Annotated in this window: 13 protein-coding genes and 1 pseudogene; 9 read left to right on the forward strand and 5 right to left on the reverse strand. The window is 71.5% G+C overall.

The genetic code is table 11. The annotated features are described in order from the left end of the window. The first annotated feature begins 115 nt into the window (after positions 1-115). Positions 116-1300 carry a YncE family protein gene (locus ACFY5C_RS18635; RefSeq protein ID WP_389445506.1) on the forward strand — a complete coding sequence of 395 codons (1185 nt, stop codon included), beginning with the start codon at positions 116-118 and terminating at the stop codon, positions 1298-1300. Positions 1301-1391: 91 nt separating this feature from the next. Continuing rightward, positions 1392-2045, forward strand: a complete 654-nt coding sequence (locus ACFY5C_RS18640) for an ADP-ribosyltransferase (RefSeq protein ID WP_389445507.1) — start codon at positions 1392-1394, stop codon at positions 2043-2045. 31 nt (positions 2046-2076) lie between these two features. Here ACFY5C_RS18640 and ACFY5C_RS18645 read toward each other — a convergent pair whose 3' ends face one another. After that, positions 2077-2712: a GNAT family N-acetyltransferase gene (locus ACFY5C_RS18645; RefSeq protein ID WP_389445509.1), complete on the reverse strand. Its 636-nt coding sequence runs from the start codon at positions 2710-2712 to the stop codon at positions 2077-2079. Between the two features lie 211 nt (positions 2713-2923). On the opposite strand from ACFY5C_RS18645, the gene ACFY5C_RS18650 reads away from it, so the two are divergent. After that, a complete protein-coding gene (locus ACFY5C_RS18650) occupies positions 2924-3142 on the forward strand; it encodes an EF-hand domain-containing protein (protein WP_389445511.1) in 219 nt (72 codons plus the stop codon). Positions 3143-3224: 82 nt separating this feature from the next. On the opposite strand, the pseudogene ACFY5C_RS18655 reads toward ACFY5C_RS18650, so the two are convergent. The 4 genes and pseudogenes from ACFY5C_RS18655 to ACFY5C_RS18670 form a co-directional block, all read right to left on the reverse strand. After that, positions 3225-3413 (reverse strand): annotated as a pseudogene (locus ACFY5C_RS18655) (ABC transporter ATP-binding protein); the annotation flags it as partial. 18 nt (positions 3414-3431) lie between these two features. Continuing rightward, positions 3432-3989, reverse strand: a complete 558-nt coding sequence (locus ACFY5C_RS18660; protein ID WP_389445512.1) for a glycoside hydrolase family 25 protein — start codon at positions 3987-3989, stop codon at positions 3432-3434. Between the two features lie 13 nt (positions 3990-4002). Further along, positions 4003-5265 (reverse strand): McrC family protein, encoded by a 1263-nt coding sequence (locus ACFY5C_RS18665; protein WP_389445513.1) that lies wholly within the window; start codon positions 5263-5265, stop codon positions 4003-4005. Then, positions 5262-7445 carry an McrB family protein gene (locus ACFY5C_RS18670; protein ID WP_389445515.1) on the reverse strand — a complete coding sequence of 728 codons (2184 nt, stop codon included), beginning with the start codon at positions 7443-7445 and terminating at the stop codon, positions 5262-5264. Before ACFY5C_RS18670 ends, ACFY5C_RS18665 begins: the two co-directional genes overlap by 4 nt. A gap of 432 nt (positions 7446-7877) precedes the next feature. On the opposite strand from ACFY5C_RS18670, the gene ACFY5C_RS18675 reads away from it, so the two are divergent. The 6 genes from ACFY5C_RS18675 (at position 7878) to ACFY5C_RS18700 (ending at position 17159) form a co-directional block, all read left to right on the forward strand. Continuing rightward, positions 7878-8600 (forward strand): Crp/Fnr family transcriptional regulator, encoded by a 723-nt coding sequence (locus ACFY5C_RS18675; RefSeq protein WP_389445516.1) that lies wholly within the window; start codon positions 7878-7880, stop codon positions 8598-8600. A 280-nt stretch (positions 8601-8880) separates the two neighbouring features. Beyond that, positions 8881-9780 carry a hypothetical protein gene (locus tag ACFY5C_RS18680; protein WP_389445517.1) on the forward strand — a complete coding sequence of 300 codons (900 nt, stop codon included), beginning with the start codon at positions 8881-8883 and terminating at the stop codon, positions 9778-9780. A 5-nt stretch (positions 9781-9785) separates the two neighbouring features. Continuing rightward, positions 9786-12548 (forward strand): hypothetical protein, encoded by a 2763-nt coding sequence (locus ACFY5C_RS18685; RefSeq protein ID WP_389445519.1) that lies wholly within the window; start codon positions 9786-9788, stop codon positions 12546-12548. After that, positions 12541-14169 (forward strand): hypothetical protein, encoded by a 1629-nt coding sequence (locus tag ACFY5C_RS18690; protein ID WP_389445520.1) that lies wholly within the window; start codon positions 12541-12543, stop codon positions 14167-14169. Before ACFY5C_RS18685 ends, ACFY5C_RS18690 begins: the two co-directional genes overlap by 8 nt. Beyond that, the gene (locus tag ACFY5C_RS18695; protein WP_389445522.1) at positions 14166-14717 is read left to right on the forward strand and encodes a Pycsar system effector family protein; all 552 of its coding nucleotides are present in this window, start codon (positions 14166-14168) and stop codon (positions 14715-14717) included. Before ACFY5C_RS18690 ends, ACFY5C_RS18695 begins: the two co-directional genes overlap by 4 nt. A gap of 117 nt (positions 14718-14834) precedes the next feature. Next, positions 14835-17159: a VWA domain-containing protein gene (locus ACFY5C_RS18700; RefSeq protein WP_389445524.1), complete on the forward strand. Its 2325-nt coding sequence runs from the start codon at positions 14835-14837 to the stop codon at positions 17157-17159. Positions 17160-17210: the final 51 nt, after the last annotated feature.

Below are 17210 nucleotides of genomic sequence, written 5' to 3' on the forward strand. Positions count from 1 at the left end.
AACTGGGCGATGGCGACCCGCGTGCACCCGCTATCGGGCAAATGACACATTTTCCGACTCCGTGATCATTAAATAGTCGCAGTCGCCGCCCTCCCAGCCCCCGGAAGAACTGCCGATGAACCTCACGTCCCGCACCCTGATCGCAGGCATCGGCCTCGTGGCCCTTGCCGCCTGCGGCACCGACTCCGCCAGGGACAGGAGCCGCCCCACCGCAGCCCCCCACGGCACCCGGGCCGCCATCCCCGCCCCGGCGAAGAAGGACACCGTCCAGGGACTGCCCGGCATGCCCCCCGTACTCGACCCGAAGGACGTGTACGCCGCCGACCGCCCCAACAAGCTCTCCCCCGTCGTCAAGGACTTCCCGTCCCGCGTCTACGTCCCGAACACCGAGTCCGACACCGTCTCCGTCATCGACCCGAAGACGTACGAGATCGTCGAGACCATCCCCGTAGGCCGCCAGCCCCAGCACGTCGTCCCGTCCTGGGACCTGAAGACCCTCTGGGTCAACAACAACCGCGGCCACACCCTCACCCCCATCGACCCGAAGACCGGCAAGGCGGGCAAGGCGGTCGAGGTCCGCGACCCGTACAACCTCTACTTCACGCCCAACGGCAAGTACGCGGTCGTCATGGCCTCCCTCGACCGCGAACTCGTCTTCCGCGACCCGCACACCATGAAGCGGCTCAAGACCGAGCCGGTCACCTGCTACGGCGTCAACCACGCCGACTTCTCCCTGGACGGGAGGTACTTCATCGTGTCCTGCGAGTTCAGCGGTGAGCTGCTGAAGGTCGACACCGAGAGGATGAAGGTCGTCGGACAGCAGAAACTGCCCTTCGACGGGGCCATGCCGCAGGACGTCAAGGTCTCCCCGGACGGCAAGCGGTTCTACATCGCGGACATGATGGCCCACGGCATGTGGGTCCTGGACGGCGACAAGTTCACCGAACCCACCCTCCTGCCCACCGGCAAGGGCTGCCACGGCCTCTACGTCAGCCGCGACTCCCGCGAGATGTACGTCTCCAACCGCGGCGAGGGCACCGTCTCCGTCTTCGACTTCACCAAGAACGAGATCACCAAGAAGTGGCACCTCCCCGACGGCGGCAGCCCCGACATGGGTGGCGTCTCCGCGGACGGCAAAGTGCTGTGGCTGTCGGGGCGTTACGACGCCGAGGTGTACGCCATCGACACCCGCACCGGCGAACAGCTCGCCCGCATCTCCGTCGGCAGCGGCCCCCACGGCCTCGCCGTCTACCCGCAGCCGGGCCGCTACTCCCTCGGCCACACGGGCATCTTCCGCTGACAGGAGGGCAGTTGACCGGCGGTCAGCGGACACGCCGCCGTACGGGTGACGATGCGCGGCGCGCCGTCATGGGCCGGGGATCGTGCTTCCCATGATCACAACTCGTTTGCGGCGGCGGGCCGCTGCCGCCGTCCTGTCCCTCGCGGCCGTCCTCGCCACGACGGCCGCCACGGCTCCCGAGTCCCCCGCCCCGGCCCGCGCGGCCGCCGCCAGGGTCGCCGGCCCTGCCTCCGCTGCGGCCGCCGCCCCGGTCCCGGCAGCCTGTCCCGTCCAGTACGACGACAGGATCAAGGCCGCCGCCGACCGCCGTGTCGACGTCGACCGGATCACCCCCGACCCGGCCTGGCGCACCAGCTGCGGCACGCTCTACCGGGCCGACGGCCGTGGTCCGGACATCGTCTTCGAGGAGGGCTTCCAGCCCAGGGACGTCGTCAACGGACAGTACGACCTGGAGCAGTACGTCCTCGTCAACCAGCGCTCCCCGTACGTCTCCACGACCTACGACCACGACCTGTACAAGAAATGGTGGAAGTCGGGCTGGAACTACTACATCGACGCCCCCGGCGGCATCGACGTCAACAAGACCATCGGCGACACCCACAAATGGGCCGACCAGGTGGAGGTCGCCTTCCCCGGCGGCATCGACCGGACGTACGTCATCGGCGCCTGCCCGGTGGACAAGGCCACCAAGGTCGAGATCATGAGCGACTGCCTGAGCAACCCGCACTTCGAGGCCTGGCACTGACGGCCCGACCCCGGTAGCCGGGCGCTGACGCCTACCGGGCGTGCAGCAGCAGCTCCGCGCCGACCGGCCGGTAGCCGGCCGCCTGGAACGCCCGCACACTGCGGGCGTTCCCCGGCGCGACCTGCGCCCACAGCGGCTCCGTGACGAGATGCCGCGCCGCCGTCGCCAGCAGCCGCCCCAGCCCCCGGTGCCGTGCGCCCTCGTCCACCTCGACCGAGACCTCCAGGCGGCCCGCGACCCCACGCCCCGTCACCAGTACGCCACCCTCCGCCGCCCACGCGCGTACGTCGTCCCGCCGGCGTCGGGCATAGACCACCCGGGGGTGTTCGGTGTCCTCGATCTCCTTCAGGGCGAGCGGCGGCTCACCCGGCAGCGGGGAGCCGGCCAGGACCGCGTCGATGGTCTCGGACGCACGCCCCGTCCGCTCCATGAGCGCCGCCAGGAAACGCGGATTCATCGCCGCGGCCAGCCCGTCGCAGCCGACGTCGCGCAGTGCGGCGTACACCCAGTCCGGATCCTCGTCCGTGAAGACCACGGAGTGTGCCGTGAAGGCAAGGACGCCCGCGTTCCGGGCCGAGGGCTGGGGCACCACCGTCGTACGGCCGTCCTCGGGCGGGAAGACACCCCGCCCCGCCGCCTCCAGAATCTCCCGCAAGGTCCCCGCCACGGCCGCCCCCGTCCCGCTCCCTGAGTCCTGAGTCGTCACCCGTCGCAAGGCCCACACTCCCAGAGATCACCGACGCCGGCACCGGGTACCGCGTGGAGTTCGGTGGGTGGTCGCCGGGCTGGAGGCGCGGGCGGGCGGTTAATCTGACCTGCGGCAGTAAGCCAGCACAACACGACAGACGCGAGCAAAACGCGAGTAAAGGGGCGGACCGGTGGCGCACATCGACATCGAGGAAGCACGCAAGCAGTTCGAGCGCATCGATGCGGACGGGGACGGCACCATCACCGCCGCCGAGTTCAGGACCGCCCTGGCTCAGGGCGGCGACTGGAACGTGACCGAGGCGGTCGCCGAGGCGATCATCAAGAGCCGTGACCTCAACGGCGACAAGCTGCTGTCGTTCGACGAGTTCTGGTCCTACCTGAACAAGTGACGCGTGGGAGGGGTGCCCATCCGCCTGCCCGGCGGACGGGCACCCCTTCGTCATGTCTCGTCAACGCGGGCGCCGGATCGACACCGTCCAGCGGCCGCAGGGCGTGTGTGGTGCCGGGCGGGAGTTCCTCCAGGTGGTGGGTGACCAGGACTGTCGCCAGCCGGGGGTGGCCCCGGCGCAGTTCGTCCAACGCTTCGATCAGCAGCTCCCGGCCCGGCAGGTCCAGGCCGGTGGCCGGTTCGTCCAGGAGAAGCAGCCTCGGCTCGGGCAATCTGTCTGTCGAGCGTCGTCAGGCGTTCTCCGCCCACTCGCGCAGAGCGGCCTTGCTGGAGAAATTGGCCACGTTCTTGTCCAGCGGGTTGTCCGTGTACTGGTGGAAGCGCCACTTGGCCTGGATGCGGGGCTTGCCCGCGGTGACGTAGTCGGCGATCCAGAGGCCGTCGCCGGCGTAGGAGGTGGTGTCCACATTCAGCCAGTAGTTGCGATTGCAGTACAGAATGACCGGATTGTTCGGTCGTTTCTCTTTCACCTTCCTGATGAAGAGATCCTTCTCCGCGTTGCTCGCATGCGTCCCCTCGCTCGTCGTCTCCCAGTCGACGGCGAGGATGTCGCCCGCCTTCTCGGGGGCCTTGCTGACGAAGTAGTCGGCCTGGGCGGAGAGGTTGCCGGGCCACAGGAAGTGGTAGAAGCCGACGACCAGGCCGGCGTCGCGGGCGCGTTTGGTCTGGGCGGTGAGTTTGGGGTTGATGTAGGAGCGGCCCTCCGTCGCCTTGATGAAGACGAAGGAGAGGCCGTCCGTGTCGTAGGACGAGGACTGGTACGCGCTCACGTCGATGCCTCGGAGCATGGGGGAGGCTCCTTCAAGTGTCAGTGGGGGGATAGGAGTTGGAATTGGTGTATGCCCCTGCTTCATGAGGGCGGAACATCACCATGCGTGCAGCCAGTTCCGTGACCGTCCTGAGGAGGGCCGCGGGGGATTGGGCCAGGTCGACGGTGTGGGTCGTGACCGTGATGCCGGCTCGGCGGACGGTGTGGTGGGTGGGGGCGCTCGGGCAGCCCTGGGACGCGGCCGCGTACACCAGGTGGCCCTGGTGGAGGCCGAGTGCCGTGCAGTAGGCGAGCAGTTGGAACATGTGCTCCGTGCGGGGCGTGGCGTCGAGGTGGGCGTACTTCGCGTCGACGACCGAGACCGGGCGGCCGGAGCGGTACAGCACCAGGTCCGGCCGGAAGCGCACCTGCCCGGCCTCGTCGAGGCGGTGGTGGCCCTCCTGGGCGGCGCATCGGATGCCCAGTGGCGAGAGGGCCGCGCGCAGTGTGGCCTCCAGGAAGTGCTCGAAGACCCTCGGCATGTCGAGCAGGAAGCCGTCCACGGTCACGGTCGCTTCGCCGTCCGGTCGTACGGAACGCGCCGACAGCAGCAGCTCCGCGAGGCGTAGCGCGTGCCGGTAGCGGGAGTTGAGGCGGGTCGGGGTCCAGTGCGGCAGTGGTGCGCCGGGGTGCAGTGGCTGGACGCCGCTGAGGTGGTCGGCGAGGTGGCGCAGGGCAAGGTTGGTGCGGACGGGGACGCCCGGGAGCCGGGCGGCGAGATCCAGGGCGGTGAGCAGGATGCGGTTCTCGGCGATGTCGGCGGTGTGGTCGTCGTAGCGGACGGCCACCGGGAGCGGCATGCCCACGCGGCGCAGTTGGTCGGCGGTGCGGATCCGGCCGCGCAGCAGGGGCAGTTCCTCCTCGACCGTGCGGTAGCCGTGCAGCACTCCGGCGTCCAGGGTGCGGCGTGCGGTGCGGGCGAGGAGGCCGGCCAGGGCGGCGGTCAGCAGGTCGTCCGCGGTGGCGGCCGTGACCTCGTCCGGGTGCCAGGGGTCGGTCGGGGAGTAGGTGAGCAGGAACAGCAGGTCGCTTACGGCCAGTTTGGGGCGGAGGTGGAGCCGGATCGCCTCGCCGGCCGGGGTGTGCAGCCGGACGAGGCCGACCTTCTGGTTGCCGGTCAGCCGCCAGCGGCCGCCCGCCGCCGGGGTCAGCCGCAGCAGTCCCGGCACGCGGATGAGGCCGGCGATCTGGTCGGCTGTGAGGTCCCGGACGGTGCCGGTGCCGGTCTCCCGTACCTCCAGGTCCAGACGGTTCACGAGCCGATCGCCGCGCGCAGGGAGTCGAGGCCGTACTCCTTGTCCACGTCGACTCCCGTGCCGTACAGCTGGTCCTCCAGCAGGGGCAGGATCTGGGTGCGCCAGACGAGGTCCAGCACCTCGGGCCGGTCCACGCCCCGTCGCATCAGGTACGACGGTCCGATGGCCCGGTCGGCGTCGCCCAGTCGCGCGTTGAGTTCGTCCAGCAGCCGGGCGGGGGTGCCGGAGAGGCCGCGGTCGCGCAGCCAGCGGTCCAGAAGGCCGTGGACCGGCGGCTGTTCGGGGGAGAGCCGGCGGAAGGCGAAGCGGCGCCGCATGGCCGCGTCGACGAGCGCGATCGAGCGGTCGGCGGTGTTCATCGTGCCGATGAGGAAGAGGTTGCCCGGCAGGTGGAAGGGGTCGTGCGGGCTGTACTGGGTGGTGACCGGCTCCTCGCGGTACTCCAGCAGGAAGTACAGCTCGCCGAAGACCTTCGCCAGGTTGGCCCGGTTGATCTCGTCGATGATCAGGATGTACGGGTTCGCCGGGTCCTTGGCGGCACGCTCGGCGAGCAGCCTGAACGGGCCCGGCAGGACGTCGAACACCACCGAGCCGTCCTCGCCCCGTACGGGCCGGAACCCCTCGAAGAAGTCCTCGTAGGTGTAGGAGGGGTGGAACTGCACGAGTTCCACCCGGTCGGGGCTGGCCAGGTGCCGGGCGAGAGCGCGGGCCAGGTAGGTCTTGCCGGTGCCGGGCGGGCCGTGCAGGACGAGCTGCCCTTGCTCGTGGAGCTGTTCGGCCGTCTCCCGGAGCCAGTCCAGCGGCATCAGCAGCCGCGTGGCGAGTTCCTCGGTGACGGGTGGCAGCTCGAGCGGCTTGGTGACATCGACGTCGACTAGTTCCTCGGCCACGACGTCCTCCAGCCCCGCGCGTTCCGCCAGCTCGGCGGCCACGCTGCTGATGTCGTACACCGTGGGCGGCAGCGGGAGCCGGGCCTGCACGGTTTCGGGCAGCTCCGCGCGGTTGAGGGGCCGCCCGGTCGTCGCCCAGCTCACGTGTCGGCGGCGGGCGTTGTCGAGGCCGTCCGAGGGGTCGTACGTCGCGGGGCCCTGGACCGTGCCGACGTGGACCTCGTCGGGGGTGACGGTGACCACGAGGTCGCCCGGCTGCATGACGGTGAGGAAGACGTGCAGCTGGTACGCGGCCTGGCCGCGCATCTGGGTGCTGGCGTCCGGCATCGCGTCGGCGACCGCCCGCTGGACCTCCTGCTTGGTGGAGCCGGCGGGGATCTGCGGTACCTCGCGCCAGGACACCGAGCAGTAGCCCTGCTCGATCCAGGCCGGGATGAGGTTGCGTCCGTCGACGTTGTAGCCGCGCACCAGCCAGCCGCGCTGCTCGTGCTCGACGGCGCCTGCCCGCCAGCGGCGTACCCACGGCTCGTCGTAGAAGTCGACGCGTTCGCCGGTCTGTTCCTCCAGGGTCCTGCGCAGGTCCAGCAGGTCGCGGTCGTCGTCGCCGGAGGGCTGCGGCAGCTCGTCCGCGAACGCCTTGACGATCTCCTGCTTGTGGTAGGCGCTGGCGATCGGCTGGAAGGTGTCCGGGAAGAGCGTGTACAGCAGGACGTGGATCTGGGCGCGGCCCTTCTTGTGTCCCACCGACCGCTGCACGTCGAGGCACTCGTCCCGCAGTGCCCACGGGTCGTCCAGCAGTGCCTCCCGCTCCGGGAGGGGCCTCGCGGCGATCCGTTCCACCAGCAGGACCAGGATCTGGAACTGCGCCCACCGGTAGTTCAGGAAGCCCTGTCCGCCGTGCAGGAAGCCTGCCAGCGAGGTCTCCAGGTCGACGTCGATTACCGTCGCGTCCAGGCCGGCCCAGGACAGGACCTCGTCCAGGATCTGGAGCTTCTTCCTGATCCCGATCTGCTCGGGCACCAGCGGGGCCATGTTCACGAACAGCAGCTCGGCCGCGAGGGCGATCGTCGCGGCGGGTGCGCCGTCGAGCTGACGCCGCAGCTTGACGAGGAACGTGTCCGACGACGAGTCCGGCTGGTCCACGAAACGGGCCCGCAGGTCGGAGGCGGTCGCCGCGGTCCACGACTCCAGCTCCGGCGCGAGGGCCGACTGCCCGCTCAGCAGCCCGTCCCGGAAGATCCGCTGCACCGCCGCCACAACCCCGGCGGCGTTCTCCGGCCGTCCTGCCATGCCGCTCACCCCCTCGTGCTCGAAGTGCCCAGCCTAGAAGGGGCCTTGGGCGGGCGTCCCGGGATCGGGCGACTCACCGCCCGCTCACACCGCCCTCACCTCGCCACCAAGGCTTCCACGCCACAAACCCGAGTTTTCGCCAACTCCTTCTCGGTCGGCCGACCAGCGGCCCCGAGGCTGACGATCGTTCGTGCGCCGGGTTTGACCTCAAGGTCATTCCCAAAGGCGCAGACGGGGGGCGCATGCTCCGTGGTGTGCGCCCCCTGTGTGAGGTGGGGCGGGGGTGTCGAGGACAGGGTGATCTACCTGGCATTCCTCAAGTACCGGTCAGTACCCCCGGTGTGGCGCAATTGACTCGAGCCGGAACATCGTTCTGCCAGCATCTACACCCATCGAAAATCCAGGCGTCCGGAATGCGGCGGGGGACCGGCCATGGGGCTGCTCGGCAATGAGCTGGCATTCGCTCACGCTCTGACTGCTCAGGAGCGCGAGAGCGTCATGGCCCTCGGCAGCCGCAAGCGCTTCCCGGCCGACGCCCACCTCCTGACGGAGGGCGACCGGTCCAGTCATGTCGTGATCATCATTCGGGGGTGGGTGACGGTGTCCGTGGTGACGGACCGCGGGGCCACCCGGCTGATACTCGGCCTGCGCGGCCCGGGTGAACTCCTCGGGGAGATGGCCGCATTGGACCCGCATCCCCGCAGCGCCACCGTGCGCGCGCTGGGCGCCATAGAGGCCCAGCTCATATCCGGGGATGCGTTTCGCCGTTTTCTCGCCCTGCACCCCAGGGTCAGCGGCCTGGTGATACGTCAGCTCACCTTCCGCCTGCGCAGCTCCGACCAGGAGCGGTCCGCGCTCGCCTCGCTCACCGTGCTCCAGCGCCTGGCCAGCCGGCTCATAGAACTCTCGGGAGCCGAACCCGCCGGCCCCTACACCCCCTCCGGAGCGGGTCCTTCGAGTGACCCCTCGGCCTCCGGCCCCGTCGTGCACCTGGCCCAGGACGAGCTGGCCGCCACCATAGGCGCCACCCGGGAAGCCGTCGCCAAGGCGCTGCGCCTTCTGCGCACGCAGCACATCGTCCGTACCGGCAACCGGATGGTCGAGATCCTCGACCCCGCTCTGCTGGCCCTTCTCGCGGACGGTCATCAGGAGTAGACCCCCGCCCCGCCGTGTGTAAACGGCTACAGACGCCACTCCTCCCCGGCCCGAGGCTGAAGGGACGGAGCGTTTCTCCGGCAGGACGGACGAAGCACTCGCCGGGACGAATCACTTCCCCGGCGGGATGAACGGCCTCTTCGCCGGGCGAACCACCTCCCTTCGGCAAGACGAACCACCTCCCTTCAGCGAGACGAACCACCTCCCTTCAGCAAGGCGAACCATCTCTTCGGCACGGCGAACCACTCTTCGGCAAGGACGGAACATGCAGGGGGCACGGGTGAATGACGACGCTCTGGAAATCACCGAAGCGCACTACGAGTTGGTGATCAGCGTCGACGCCAGACGTTCCGGCGCCTACGACGACGTCGACAAGGTGCGGATGCGTGAGCGCATCTACCGCGTGCTGGAGACGGCGTTCGCCCACGCCAAGGTGGCCCGGGACGCCGTACACCTGGAGGACCGCGGCGACGGCGTGCTGCTGTCGGTGCCGGGCCGGATCGCGGCGAGCCGGCTGCTCGGCCTGTGGCTGATCGAGGTGCACGAGAAGCTCCGGGACGAGAACCGTGGTTTGGCCGTGCCCCTCGGGCTGCGTATCGGCATGCATGTCGGACCCGTCCGGCATGACGGGCGGGGCATCAGCGGACGCGCCGTCGATCTCGCCTGCCGGCTGGCCGACTCCTCGGTCGCCCGCGGGCTGCTCGACGCGGAGCAGGCCGACCTGGTGCTGGTCACGTCCCAATCCCTGTACGACGACGTGGTCGGCGCCGGCGGCAAGTTCATCGAGCCCGCGCACTACTCGCCGGCTCGCCTGGAGCTGAAGGAGGGCGAGGTCACCGCCTGGTTCCATCTGCCCGGGCGGACCGCGCCGGTGATCCCGGAGCCCGAGCCTGCACCGCCCTCGCCGTCACCTTCGCCGTCACCATCACCGTCGTCATCGGCTGCCGTCGGCGGCCCCCTGCACGCCGTCGACGGTGACGAGTTCGACGACGGCGAGGGCTTCGACGACAACGACGAGTTCGAGGTCGTCGGCGACGGCATGTCCGGTCATCGGCCCGGTGGCGTCGGCGTTCATTACAACGTCGCCGGCGACATGTCCCATCACCACCACAACGACTACCAGGGCAACGTGCACATCGGCCGGAACACCGACCGCGACGCCGAGCAGGGGAGGGGCTGAGCCGGGTGAGCGACGACGAGCAGGCGGGCGGCGCGTCCGACGACGCCCCCGAGAAGCCGGCCGGCGGCCGGTCGTCCGACGCCGACGACAAGAAGGCCGACGACAAGAAAGCCGGTGACCGGAAGGCCGGTGACCGGAAGGCCGGTGACAAGAAGGCCGGCGACGACAAGAAGCAGGCCAAGGACGGCAAGAAGCAGGCCCGGGACGACAAGGACCGGGACGACGAGGGCGAGGACGACGACGAGAAGTCCGCCGAGGACGGGGCGGACGACGAGGAGGACGAGCGGGAGAGGGAACGGGAGCGCGCCGCCGGGCGGTTCAAGGCGTACACCCGTGATCCCCTCGCCGAGGACCAGGGCGAGGACGGGCCCACCGACCTCGCCGCCGCCGCACGCACCCGCCGGGCCACCCGCCTGCTCTTCGACGTCGGCCGGGACCTGCACCGCTTCGACCGCTCGTACTTCAACAGCGCCCACATCGGCGACATCAACCTCCGGCTCGGCACGTCCCGGTTCGGCGCGGGCATGCGCAGCGGTCCCGTGCCCGAGGAAGAGCTGCGCAGGCTCCGCCGGGGCCATGTGGAACCGGCGGGGTACGTACAGCTGCGCAACGCGCTGCGCGCCCGGCGGCTGCTCGTGCTCGGCGCCGCGCCCGGCACCGGGCGCACCAGTACGGCGCTCTCCCTCCTCGACGAGGTCACCACCTCCACGGCACTGGGCACGGACACCGAGCCCACGGCCGGGTCCCGGGTCCGCCGGGTCGACCCGGACGGTGGCGTACGGCAGTTGGCCGCGTCGCTCGACGACTCGCGGGGCGGCGAGGGCGAGGAGGCGCGGCCCGGCACCGGGTATTTGCTGGCGCTGTCCCTCACCCGGCCCGGCGCGCTGCCCCCGGACGAGATGGACCTCGACGAACTCGCCGCCGCCCTCGCGCGCTGCGACGCCTTCGCCGTGATCGTCGTGACCGTCGGGTCGGCCGCGAACCCGCTCCTCACCGGGCGGTACGGCATGATCTGCCCGCCCGCGCCCACCCGGGAACTGCTCACCACCCGGCTGCGCGAGCTTCTGGAGGAGCACGTCGGTGGGGCCGCTGAGGATGACACCCCGCCGGCCGGCCTGCTTGCCCGAGCGGAGCAGCTCGCCGGCCGGGAAGAGATCAGGGACGCGGTCGGGCTGAAGGACCTGCGCCCCGCCGAGGCCGAGCTGCTGGCTTCGCTGCTGGCCGGGCACGTGCTGGGGGATATCACCTACGAGGCGCTGCTGGCCGGCTGCCGCAGCCTGGCCGCCGTACAGGCCCAGGAGTGGTTCGCCGGCGTGGACCGGGCGCTGACGGCCCGGCCGGCCGAGACGGAGCGCGGGGACCGGAACCCGGGGCGTTCGGGTACGGCGACACTGTTCCACCCGGTGGCGTTCCGGATCGCGCTCGCCGTCCTCGGCGGGGCATCGCACAGCGCCGTGGCCGCCGCCGCACACCTGCTGACCTGGGAACTGTCCGTGCAGTCGGACCCGGACAGCACCCCGGCACGCCCCCTGTTCTGCGACGACCCGGAAGCCGACCGGGCGCTCTCGCGCGCCGAACTCACCGACGGCAAGGTCGAGGTGGACGGGCACGAGGTGCCGGCCCGGCTGATCTGGTATCGGGGTTCCGCCCTGCCGTCCGCGGTGCTCACCGAGCTGTGGGACCGGCACTTCCCGGTCCGGGCGCCGGTGGTGCGCTGGCTGCGGCTGCTGGCGGACGACCCGCGCGACCAGGTGTGGATGCGCGCCGCGGTCGCCGCCGGGGAGCTGTGCGTACGGGACTTCGACCACGGCTACACGGAACTGATCCGCCCGCTCGCCGAGGCGACCACGAACCGCCGGCTGATCTTCGCGGCCACCACGCTGGACCAGGCCGCCGGCCACGCCTCGCACCGCAAGGCCGTGCACCGGCTGATCGGCGACTGGAGCAAGAAGGGCACCCCGTCGCAGCGCTGGAGCGCGGCCTGGGCGCTCGGCTACGGCAACGCCGCGGCCACCATGGACGACACCTTGGACGCCCTCGCGCGCATCGGCGTCCGTGACGAGGGGGAACTGGTCACGGTCGCCTCCCACAACGTCGTACGGCTGCTGGTGCTGCCGGACGCCGCCGAGGTGCTGGCGCGGATGGCCGAGTGGACCCACCACAAGCGGGAGCCGTATCAGGACCTGGGGCTCGCGGCCACCGTCCGGCTGGCGCTGACGACCGTGGACGAGCTGCTGATGGATCCCGACTCCCTGGGGGACGACAGCGATTCTCCCTGGGCGGACCGCGGGGACTGGCCGGTCGCGCTCGCCCTCGCCGCCATCCGGCCCGAACTCGTCGAGCCGATGGCCGACTTGATGTGGACCGCGCTGAACACGGCGCGGTCGAAGGACGTGGCGCTGGACGCGCTGGAGGAACTGCTGCGGTCGGCCGTGCGCAAGGACGGCACCGAGTGGACCCGGCCCGGGCTGGCGGAGCTGCTGCCCGCGCTGGCGACCGAGGAGCACGACCGGCGGCGGCTGGACTGGCTGCTGCGCCGAATGATGAGCGACCCGGAGAAGCCGCTCCCCGACGCGGACGCACGCGACCTGTGGTGGCTCGCTGTCGTGCCGGAGGAGAGGGCGAGGCCGGACGGGCCGCGCCAGGACCGGCGGCGTCAGGAGTGGCCGGGTCCGCACCGGCCGAGTCCGGGCGGGCCGCGTCAGGAGTGGCCACGACAGGACCGGCTGAGCCGGGAGCGGACCCGCGAGGAGGAGAGCTATGGCTGACAACGAGGACGAGGCACGCGACGGGGACGAGGCGGTCGGCGCCGACCCCGCGGGGCCCGCGGGTCCGTTCCTTCGGGACTTCAGCACGCTGACGGACGGGTTCCCCAAGGTGAGTCCCCGGTCGGCGCTGGTGCAGTTCTACCGGAACGGCGGCTACACGGTGAAGAGGGCCTCCGGGGTCCAGCATGTCGACAGGCCGGTGCTGGCCCGGACGCACAGCATGTGCGAGATCGCGCTCGGCACCTATGTGACGCCGCTCCGGATGGAACTCCCGGCCGCCGGCGGCACCACCTTCTTCAAGGCCGAGGTGGACATCCAGTGGGCCGTGACCGACCCGCACCTGGCGGCCCTGGAGGTCGTCACCGACGTCGCGGGCCGGCTCACCTCCCCTGTGCTGGAACGGCTGCGTGAGGTCACCACCACCTACCGGGTGACCGAGGCCGAACAGGCCAACCGCGCCATCACACGCGAGTGCGCGGGCGGCCGCTGGGCCGACCTGGGCTCCGAACTCGGCCTGCGCGTACGGCTGTACGTCCGGTTGCGCGTGGACGACCGGACCATCGAGCACGCGGACGAGGAACGGGACGCGCACGCCCAGGCCAAGGTGATCCGGCTGCGGCAGGAGTCGTACCGGCGCATGTTGCAGGGCGGGGAGCTGGAGCAGCTGAGCTTCATGCTCGCGGCCGACCCCGAGGGCGCCAAGGACTTCCTGGAGAAGATCCGCCAGGAGGGCAGGCAGGACGAGAAGGACCGGGTCGCCCGGCTGTTCACCATGGCCCAGCGGGGCGAACTCGCCACCGTGGACGTGGAGACGCAGGTCCTGAACCTGCTGAACCAGGGCGACGGACGGCCCATGGTGGGCCCCATCGGAACCGTGCCGGCCCGTCGGCCCCGGGAGCTGGAGGCGTCCTCCGGCCGTCCGTTCAACCCGGACTGGGCGTCGGACGAGCCGCCCAGACGGCGCCCTCAGCGGGCAGAGCCCTCCCGGGGCGAGCACGACCGGCGCTCCGACGGCCGAGGCGCCGACCGGCGGGGACCCGACCGGCGAGGCCCCGACCGGGCGGAGCCGTACCGGGGAGGCGAGGCCGACTACGACGCCGACTACGACGCCGAGTACGACACCCAGGGCACCCGCACCCGGCGCGCGAGCCACCGGCCGGACCCCTACCCGGGCGACGACCGCGTTCACGACGACGGGCGCGACCCGGTCCAGCGCCGGGTGCACCGGCCGGACCCTTACCCGGGCGACGACCGCGATCACGGCGACCGGCGCGTCCCCGCGCGGCGTCCGTCGTACCAGCCCGAGCCCTACTCGCCGCGCGACGACGCCGACTACGACGAGCCGCGCGTGCCGGCCCGGCAGCGGACCTACCGGCCCGAGCCGTACCCGGGAGCGGACCCCCAGGACGACGACCCGCGTACCCGCACGTCCCGGCAGACCTACCGGCCGGAGCCCTACTACCCGCAGGACGAACCCGACTACGACGACCCGCGTACCCGGGCATCCCGGCGCCAGACCCACCGGCCCGAGCTCTACCCGGTGGACGACGACCGGGAGCCGCCGCGCCGACGCCGACGTGCCGAGGACGACGGCTGGTCCTGGGCGGACGAGGACCGATGAGCGCCGACGGGGCGGCACGCACCTCCCCCGACCCGGTCGTGCCCGTGCCGGACGGGGGTCGGCACTGCCACGACCGGGCGGGGGAGCACATCGCGGAACGGCTGCTGAACTCCGTCCGGGAGGACGTCGGCCGGGCCGACTCCAAGGCGGCCGTGCTGCTCTCGGGGACGCTCGCGCTGCCCGCGTTCCTGGTCGGCTGGCACGGCACCCCGAGGTGGGACGGGTTCGCCGACGTGACCCTGGTCCTCTCCGGGGTGCTCTGGGCTGTCGCGGTGTCCGCGCTGGTCGGGGCCCTGATGCCGCGCACCGGCACGGTCCGCGGCCGGGACGAGGTGACGTACTTCGGCGATCTGGTGGCCGCCCGCGACCTGGCGGAGCTGTCCGCCCGGGTCGCCGAGGCCGGGCGCGATCCGGCGGCGTGGCTGCTCGTCCAGGCCGTGGACGTCAGCTCGATCCTCACCGCCAAGTACCGCGCCATCCGCTGGGGAGTGGGCTCGCTCGCCCCCTCGGCGGCGCTGGCCGTGGTCTGGGGGCTGACCGCGCGCTGACGCGCGACCGGCCGGCACGCACGAGGCAGGCAACGCAAGCAAACGCAGGCAGACGCAAGCACCCCAAGCAATCGACGCAACGCAGAGCAGAGACTCTCCGAGAAACAGGGGACGGCCGTGGAAAGAGTCACGGGAAGACGGCAATCACGAAGGGGCCGGGCGCGCCGCGCCGCGGTCTCGCTGCTGGGCGGCACCGCGGTGTTCGCGTCCCTGCTGGCGCCGGCCGCACAGGATCCGGTGCCCGCGGCGGACTCCGAACCGGCGTTCCCGGCGGTCAACTACGCGGTGGCCGTGGACGAGTCGGCCAGCCTCGCGCCCGAGGACATGAAGGCCGAGAAGGCAGCCGCCGCGCGCATCGCGCTGGGCGACGTGTCCTCGTCCTCGCATGTCACGGTCTTCGGCTTCGCCGCGGCCGAGAACGCCGACCAGCGCGCGGTGGACCCGGTCTGCCCGCGCACCGCGCTGGACGCGGCGGGCCGCGAGACGATCGGCAGGTGCGTCGGCAAGCTGCGCAGCCGCAAGGAGAGCGAGGGCACCGGCACCGACCTCCCGAGCGCCATCCGGCAGGGCGTGCACGACCTGACCGACGGCTCCGACGCCTCTCAGCCCCGGGTGCTGTTCCTGCTGACCGACGGGAAGCTGGACGTCAAGGACAGCCCCAAGTACGGCGATCCCGCGCACCGCCAGGCCGAGGGTGAACGGCAGTTGGAGCAGGCGCTGAAGGACGCCGCCGCGCAGAACGTGCAGATCTGGCCGCTGGGCTTCGGCCCCGACCCGGACAAGGCGCAGCTCGACCAGATCGCCGCCGGCGGATACCAGAAGGGCTGCGTCGAACTGCCCTCCGCCACCCCCAAGGCCCACAAGGTCAACGGGGCCAAGGACGTCGGCCCCACCCTGGAGCGGATCTTCGCCGCGGCCCACTGCCTGCGCCACGAGGAGGGCCCCAGCAAACGGCCACCGGCCACCCTGGAGATCGGCATCTCCCCGCTGGCGACCGTGGGCAGCATCGTCGTCGACAAGGGCGACCCCGAGGTCAAGATCAGCTACATCGACCCGAGCGGCGACAAGGTCCCCACCTCGGGGACGTACAAGAAGTCCCGCTTCGAGCTGGCCGGCGGCACCGGCCCCGTCGAGGCGCTGAAGATCGTCGACCCGCTGCCCGGCACCTGGAAGGTGAAGGCCGAGGCACCGGAGGGACATCGCTCGCTGCCCGTCGCGGTCAGCGTGCTGTGGCAGGGCGAGCTGCGCGGCGCCATCACCATGGACCCGCCCTCGCCGCAGGCCGGCGAGAAGGTCACCGTGACCATGCGGCTGCAGACGCGTGAGGGCTACGAGATCAAGGACCCGCGCGACTACGAGGGGCTGCGTGTACGCAGCGAGCTGACCGGGGAGGGCTTCTCCCCGCTGGCGCTCGACCTCGCCGACGGTGGCAAGGGAACCGATCCGAAGGCGAGCGACGGCTCCTTCACCGGCACGGTGACGATCCCGAAGGACGCCGACGGCGCGCTGAAGGTGAGCGCCACCCTGACGGCCTCCGGGCTCAGCGCCGACACCCGCAGCGAGGGCAGCACGGTCGCGCCCGGCGAGCTGCCCGTCACCGCCGCTCTCGAACTGCCCGCCGCCGACACCCACCCCGGCGCCACGGTCACCGGCACCCTCGCCGTCCACAACACCACCGACACCCCGCACACCCTGCGGCTGTCCGTGGCCGACCTGCGGTCCGGGCTGCTCACCGTCAAGCCCGCCGAGATCACGCTCAAGCCCGGCGAGTCCGGCACCCGCGAGGTGCAGGTCGAGGTCGCCCCCGCGGACGTCTTCGGCGACCGCCTCGGCGACGACGGGCTGAACCTCGCCGGCACCGTCACCGCCGTCGACACCACCGACGGCGACCGCACCCTCGTACGGGCACCGCTGTCGGTGCGGGTCGTGCCGGAGCCCGGGATCTGGGAGAGGTACTGGTGGGCGTTCGTGTCGGCCGCCGTCCTGATCGCCCTCGCCGGCGCGGCCCTAGTCGCCTGGCGGCAGCTGCGCAACCGGCGCAAGGACCCCTACGGCCTGATGCTGCAACTGGTGTCGGAGGACGGCCGAATCCTCAACGAGCACCCGGCGGGACACGGCAACAGCAAGCACTGGTACGAGTTCGCCGTCGTCGAGGCCCATCGCAGCCCACGTATCGAGCGGCGCCCGCACGGCCAGTACGCCGTGCAGCGCAGCCGTGAGGGCGGCGCGGTGCTGCGCACCAAGGGCGCCGGCCGCACCGCGCTGACCACCGGCGGTCAGGTCCAGCTGACCGACACCCTGAGCCTCGCCCTGGGCGAGGACACCCGGCCGGGCCGCAACAACCGCCGCAGGCCGACCGCCGCTGGGGCCACCGTCGGCGCCGGCTCCTCGACCGGCCCCGGCGAGGGCGGCAACGACAGCCCCTTCACCTCGTACCTGTGACCCGCACATCCACGGACGTACCCAGCACGAACCTGCGGCCGCGTCGGCCGT

Source organism: Streptomyces sp. NPDC012935, from assembly GCF_042900345.1.
GTDB lineage: Bacteria > Actinomycetota > Actinomycetes > Streptomycetales > Streptomycetaceae > Streptomyces.

What these genes read in the sequence shown, in the direction of transcription:
- ACFY5C_RS18635 (WP_389445506.1), top strand. Translation starts at nt 116, where the DNA reads ATGAACCTCACGTCCCGCACCCTGATCGCAGGCATCGGCCTCGTGGCC.
- ACFY5C_RS18660 (WP_389445512.1), bottom strand. Translation starts at nt 3,989, where the DNA reads ATGCTCCGAGGCATCGACGTGAGCGCGTACCAGTCCTCGTCCTACGAC.
- ACFY5C_RS18675 (WP_389445516.1), top strand. Translation starts at nt 7,878, where the DNA reads ATGGGGCTGCTCGGCAATGAGCTGGCATTCGCTCACGCTCTGACTGCT.
- ACFY5C_RS18690 (WP_389445520.1), top strand. Translation starts at nt 12,541, where the DNA reads ATGGCTGACAACGAGGACGAGGCACGCGACGGGGACGAGGCGGTCGGC.
- ACFY5C_RS18695 (WP_389445522.1), top strand. Translation starts at nt 14,166, where the DNA reads ATGAGCGCCGACGGGGCGGCACGCACCTCCCCCGACCCGGTCGTGCCC.
- ACFY5C_RS18670 (WP_389445515.1), bottom strand. Translation starts at nt 7,445, where the DNA reads ATGGCAGGACGGCCGGAGAACGCCGCCGGGGTTGTGGCGGCGGTGCAG.
- ACFY5C_RS18640 (WP_389445507.1), top strand. Translation starts at nt 1,392, where the DNA reads ATGATCACAACTCGTTTGCGGCGGCGGGCCGCTGCCGCCGTCCTGTCC.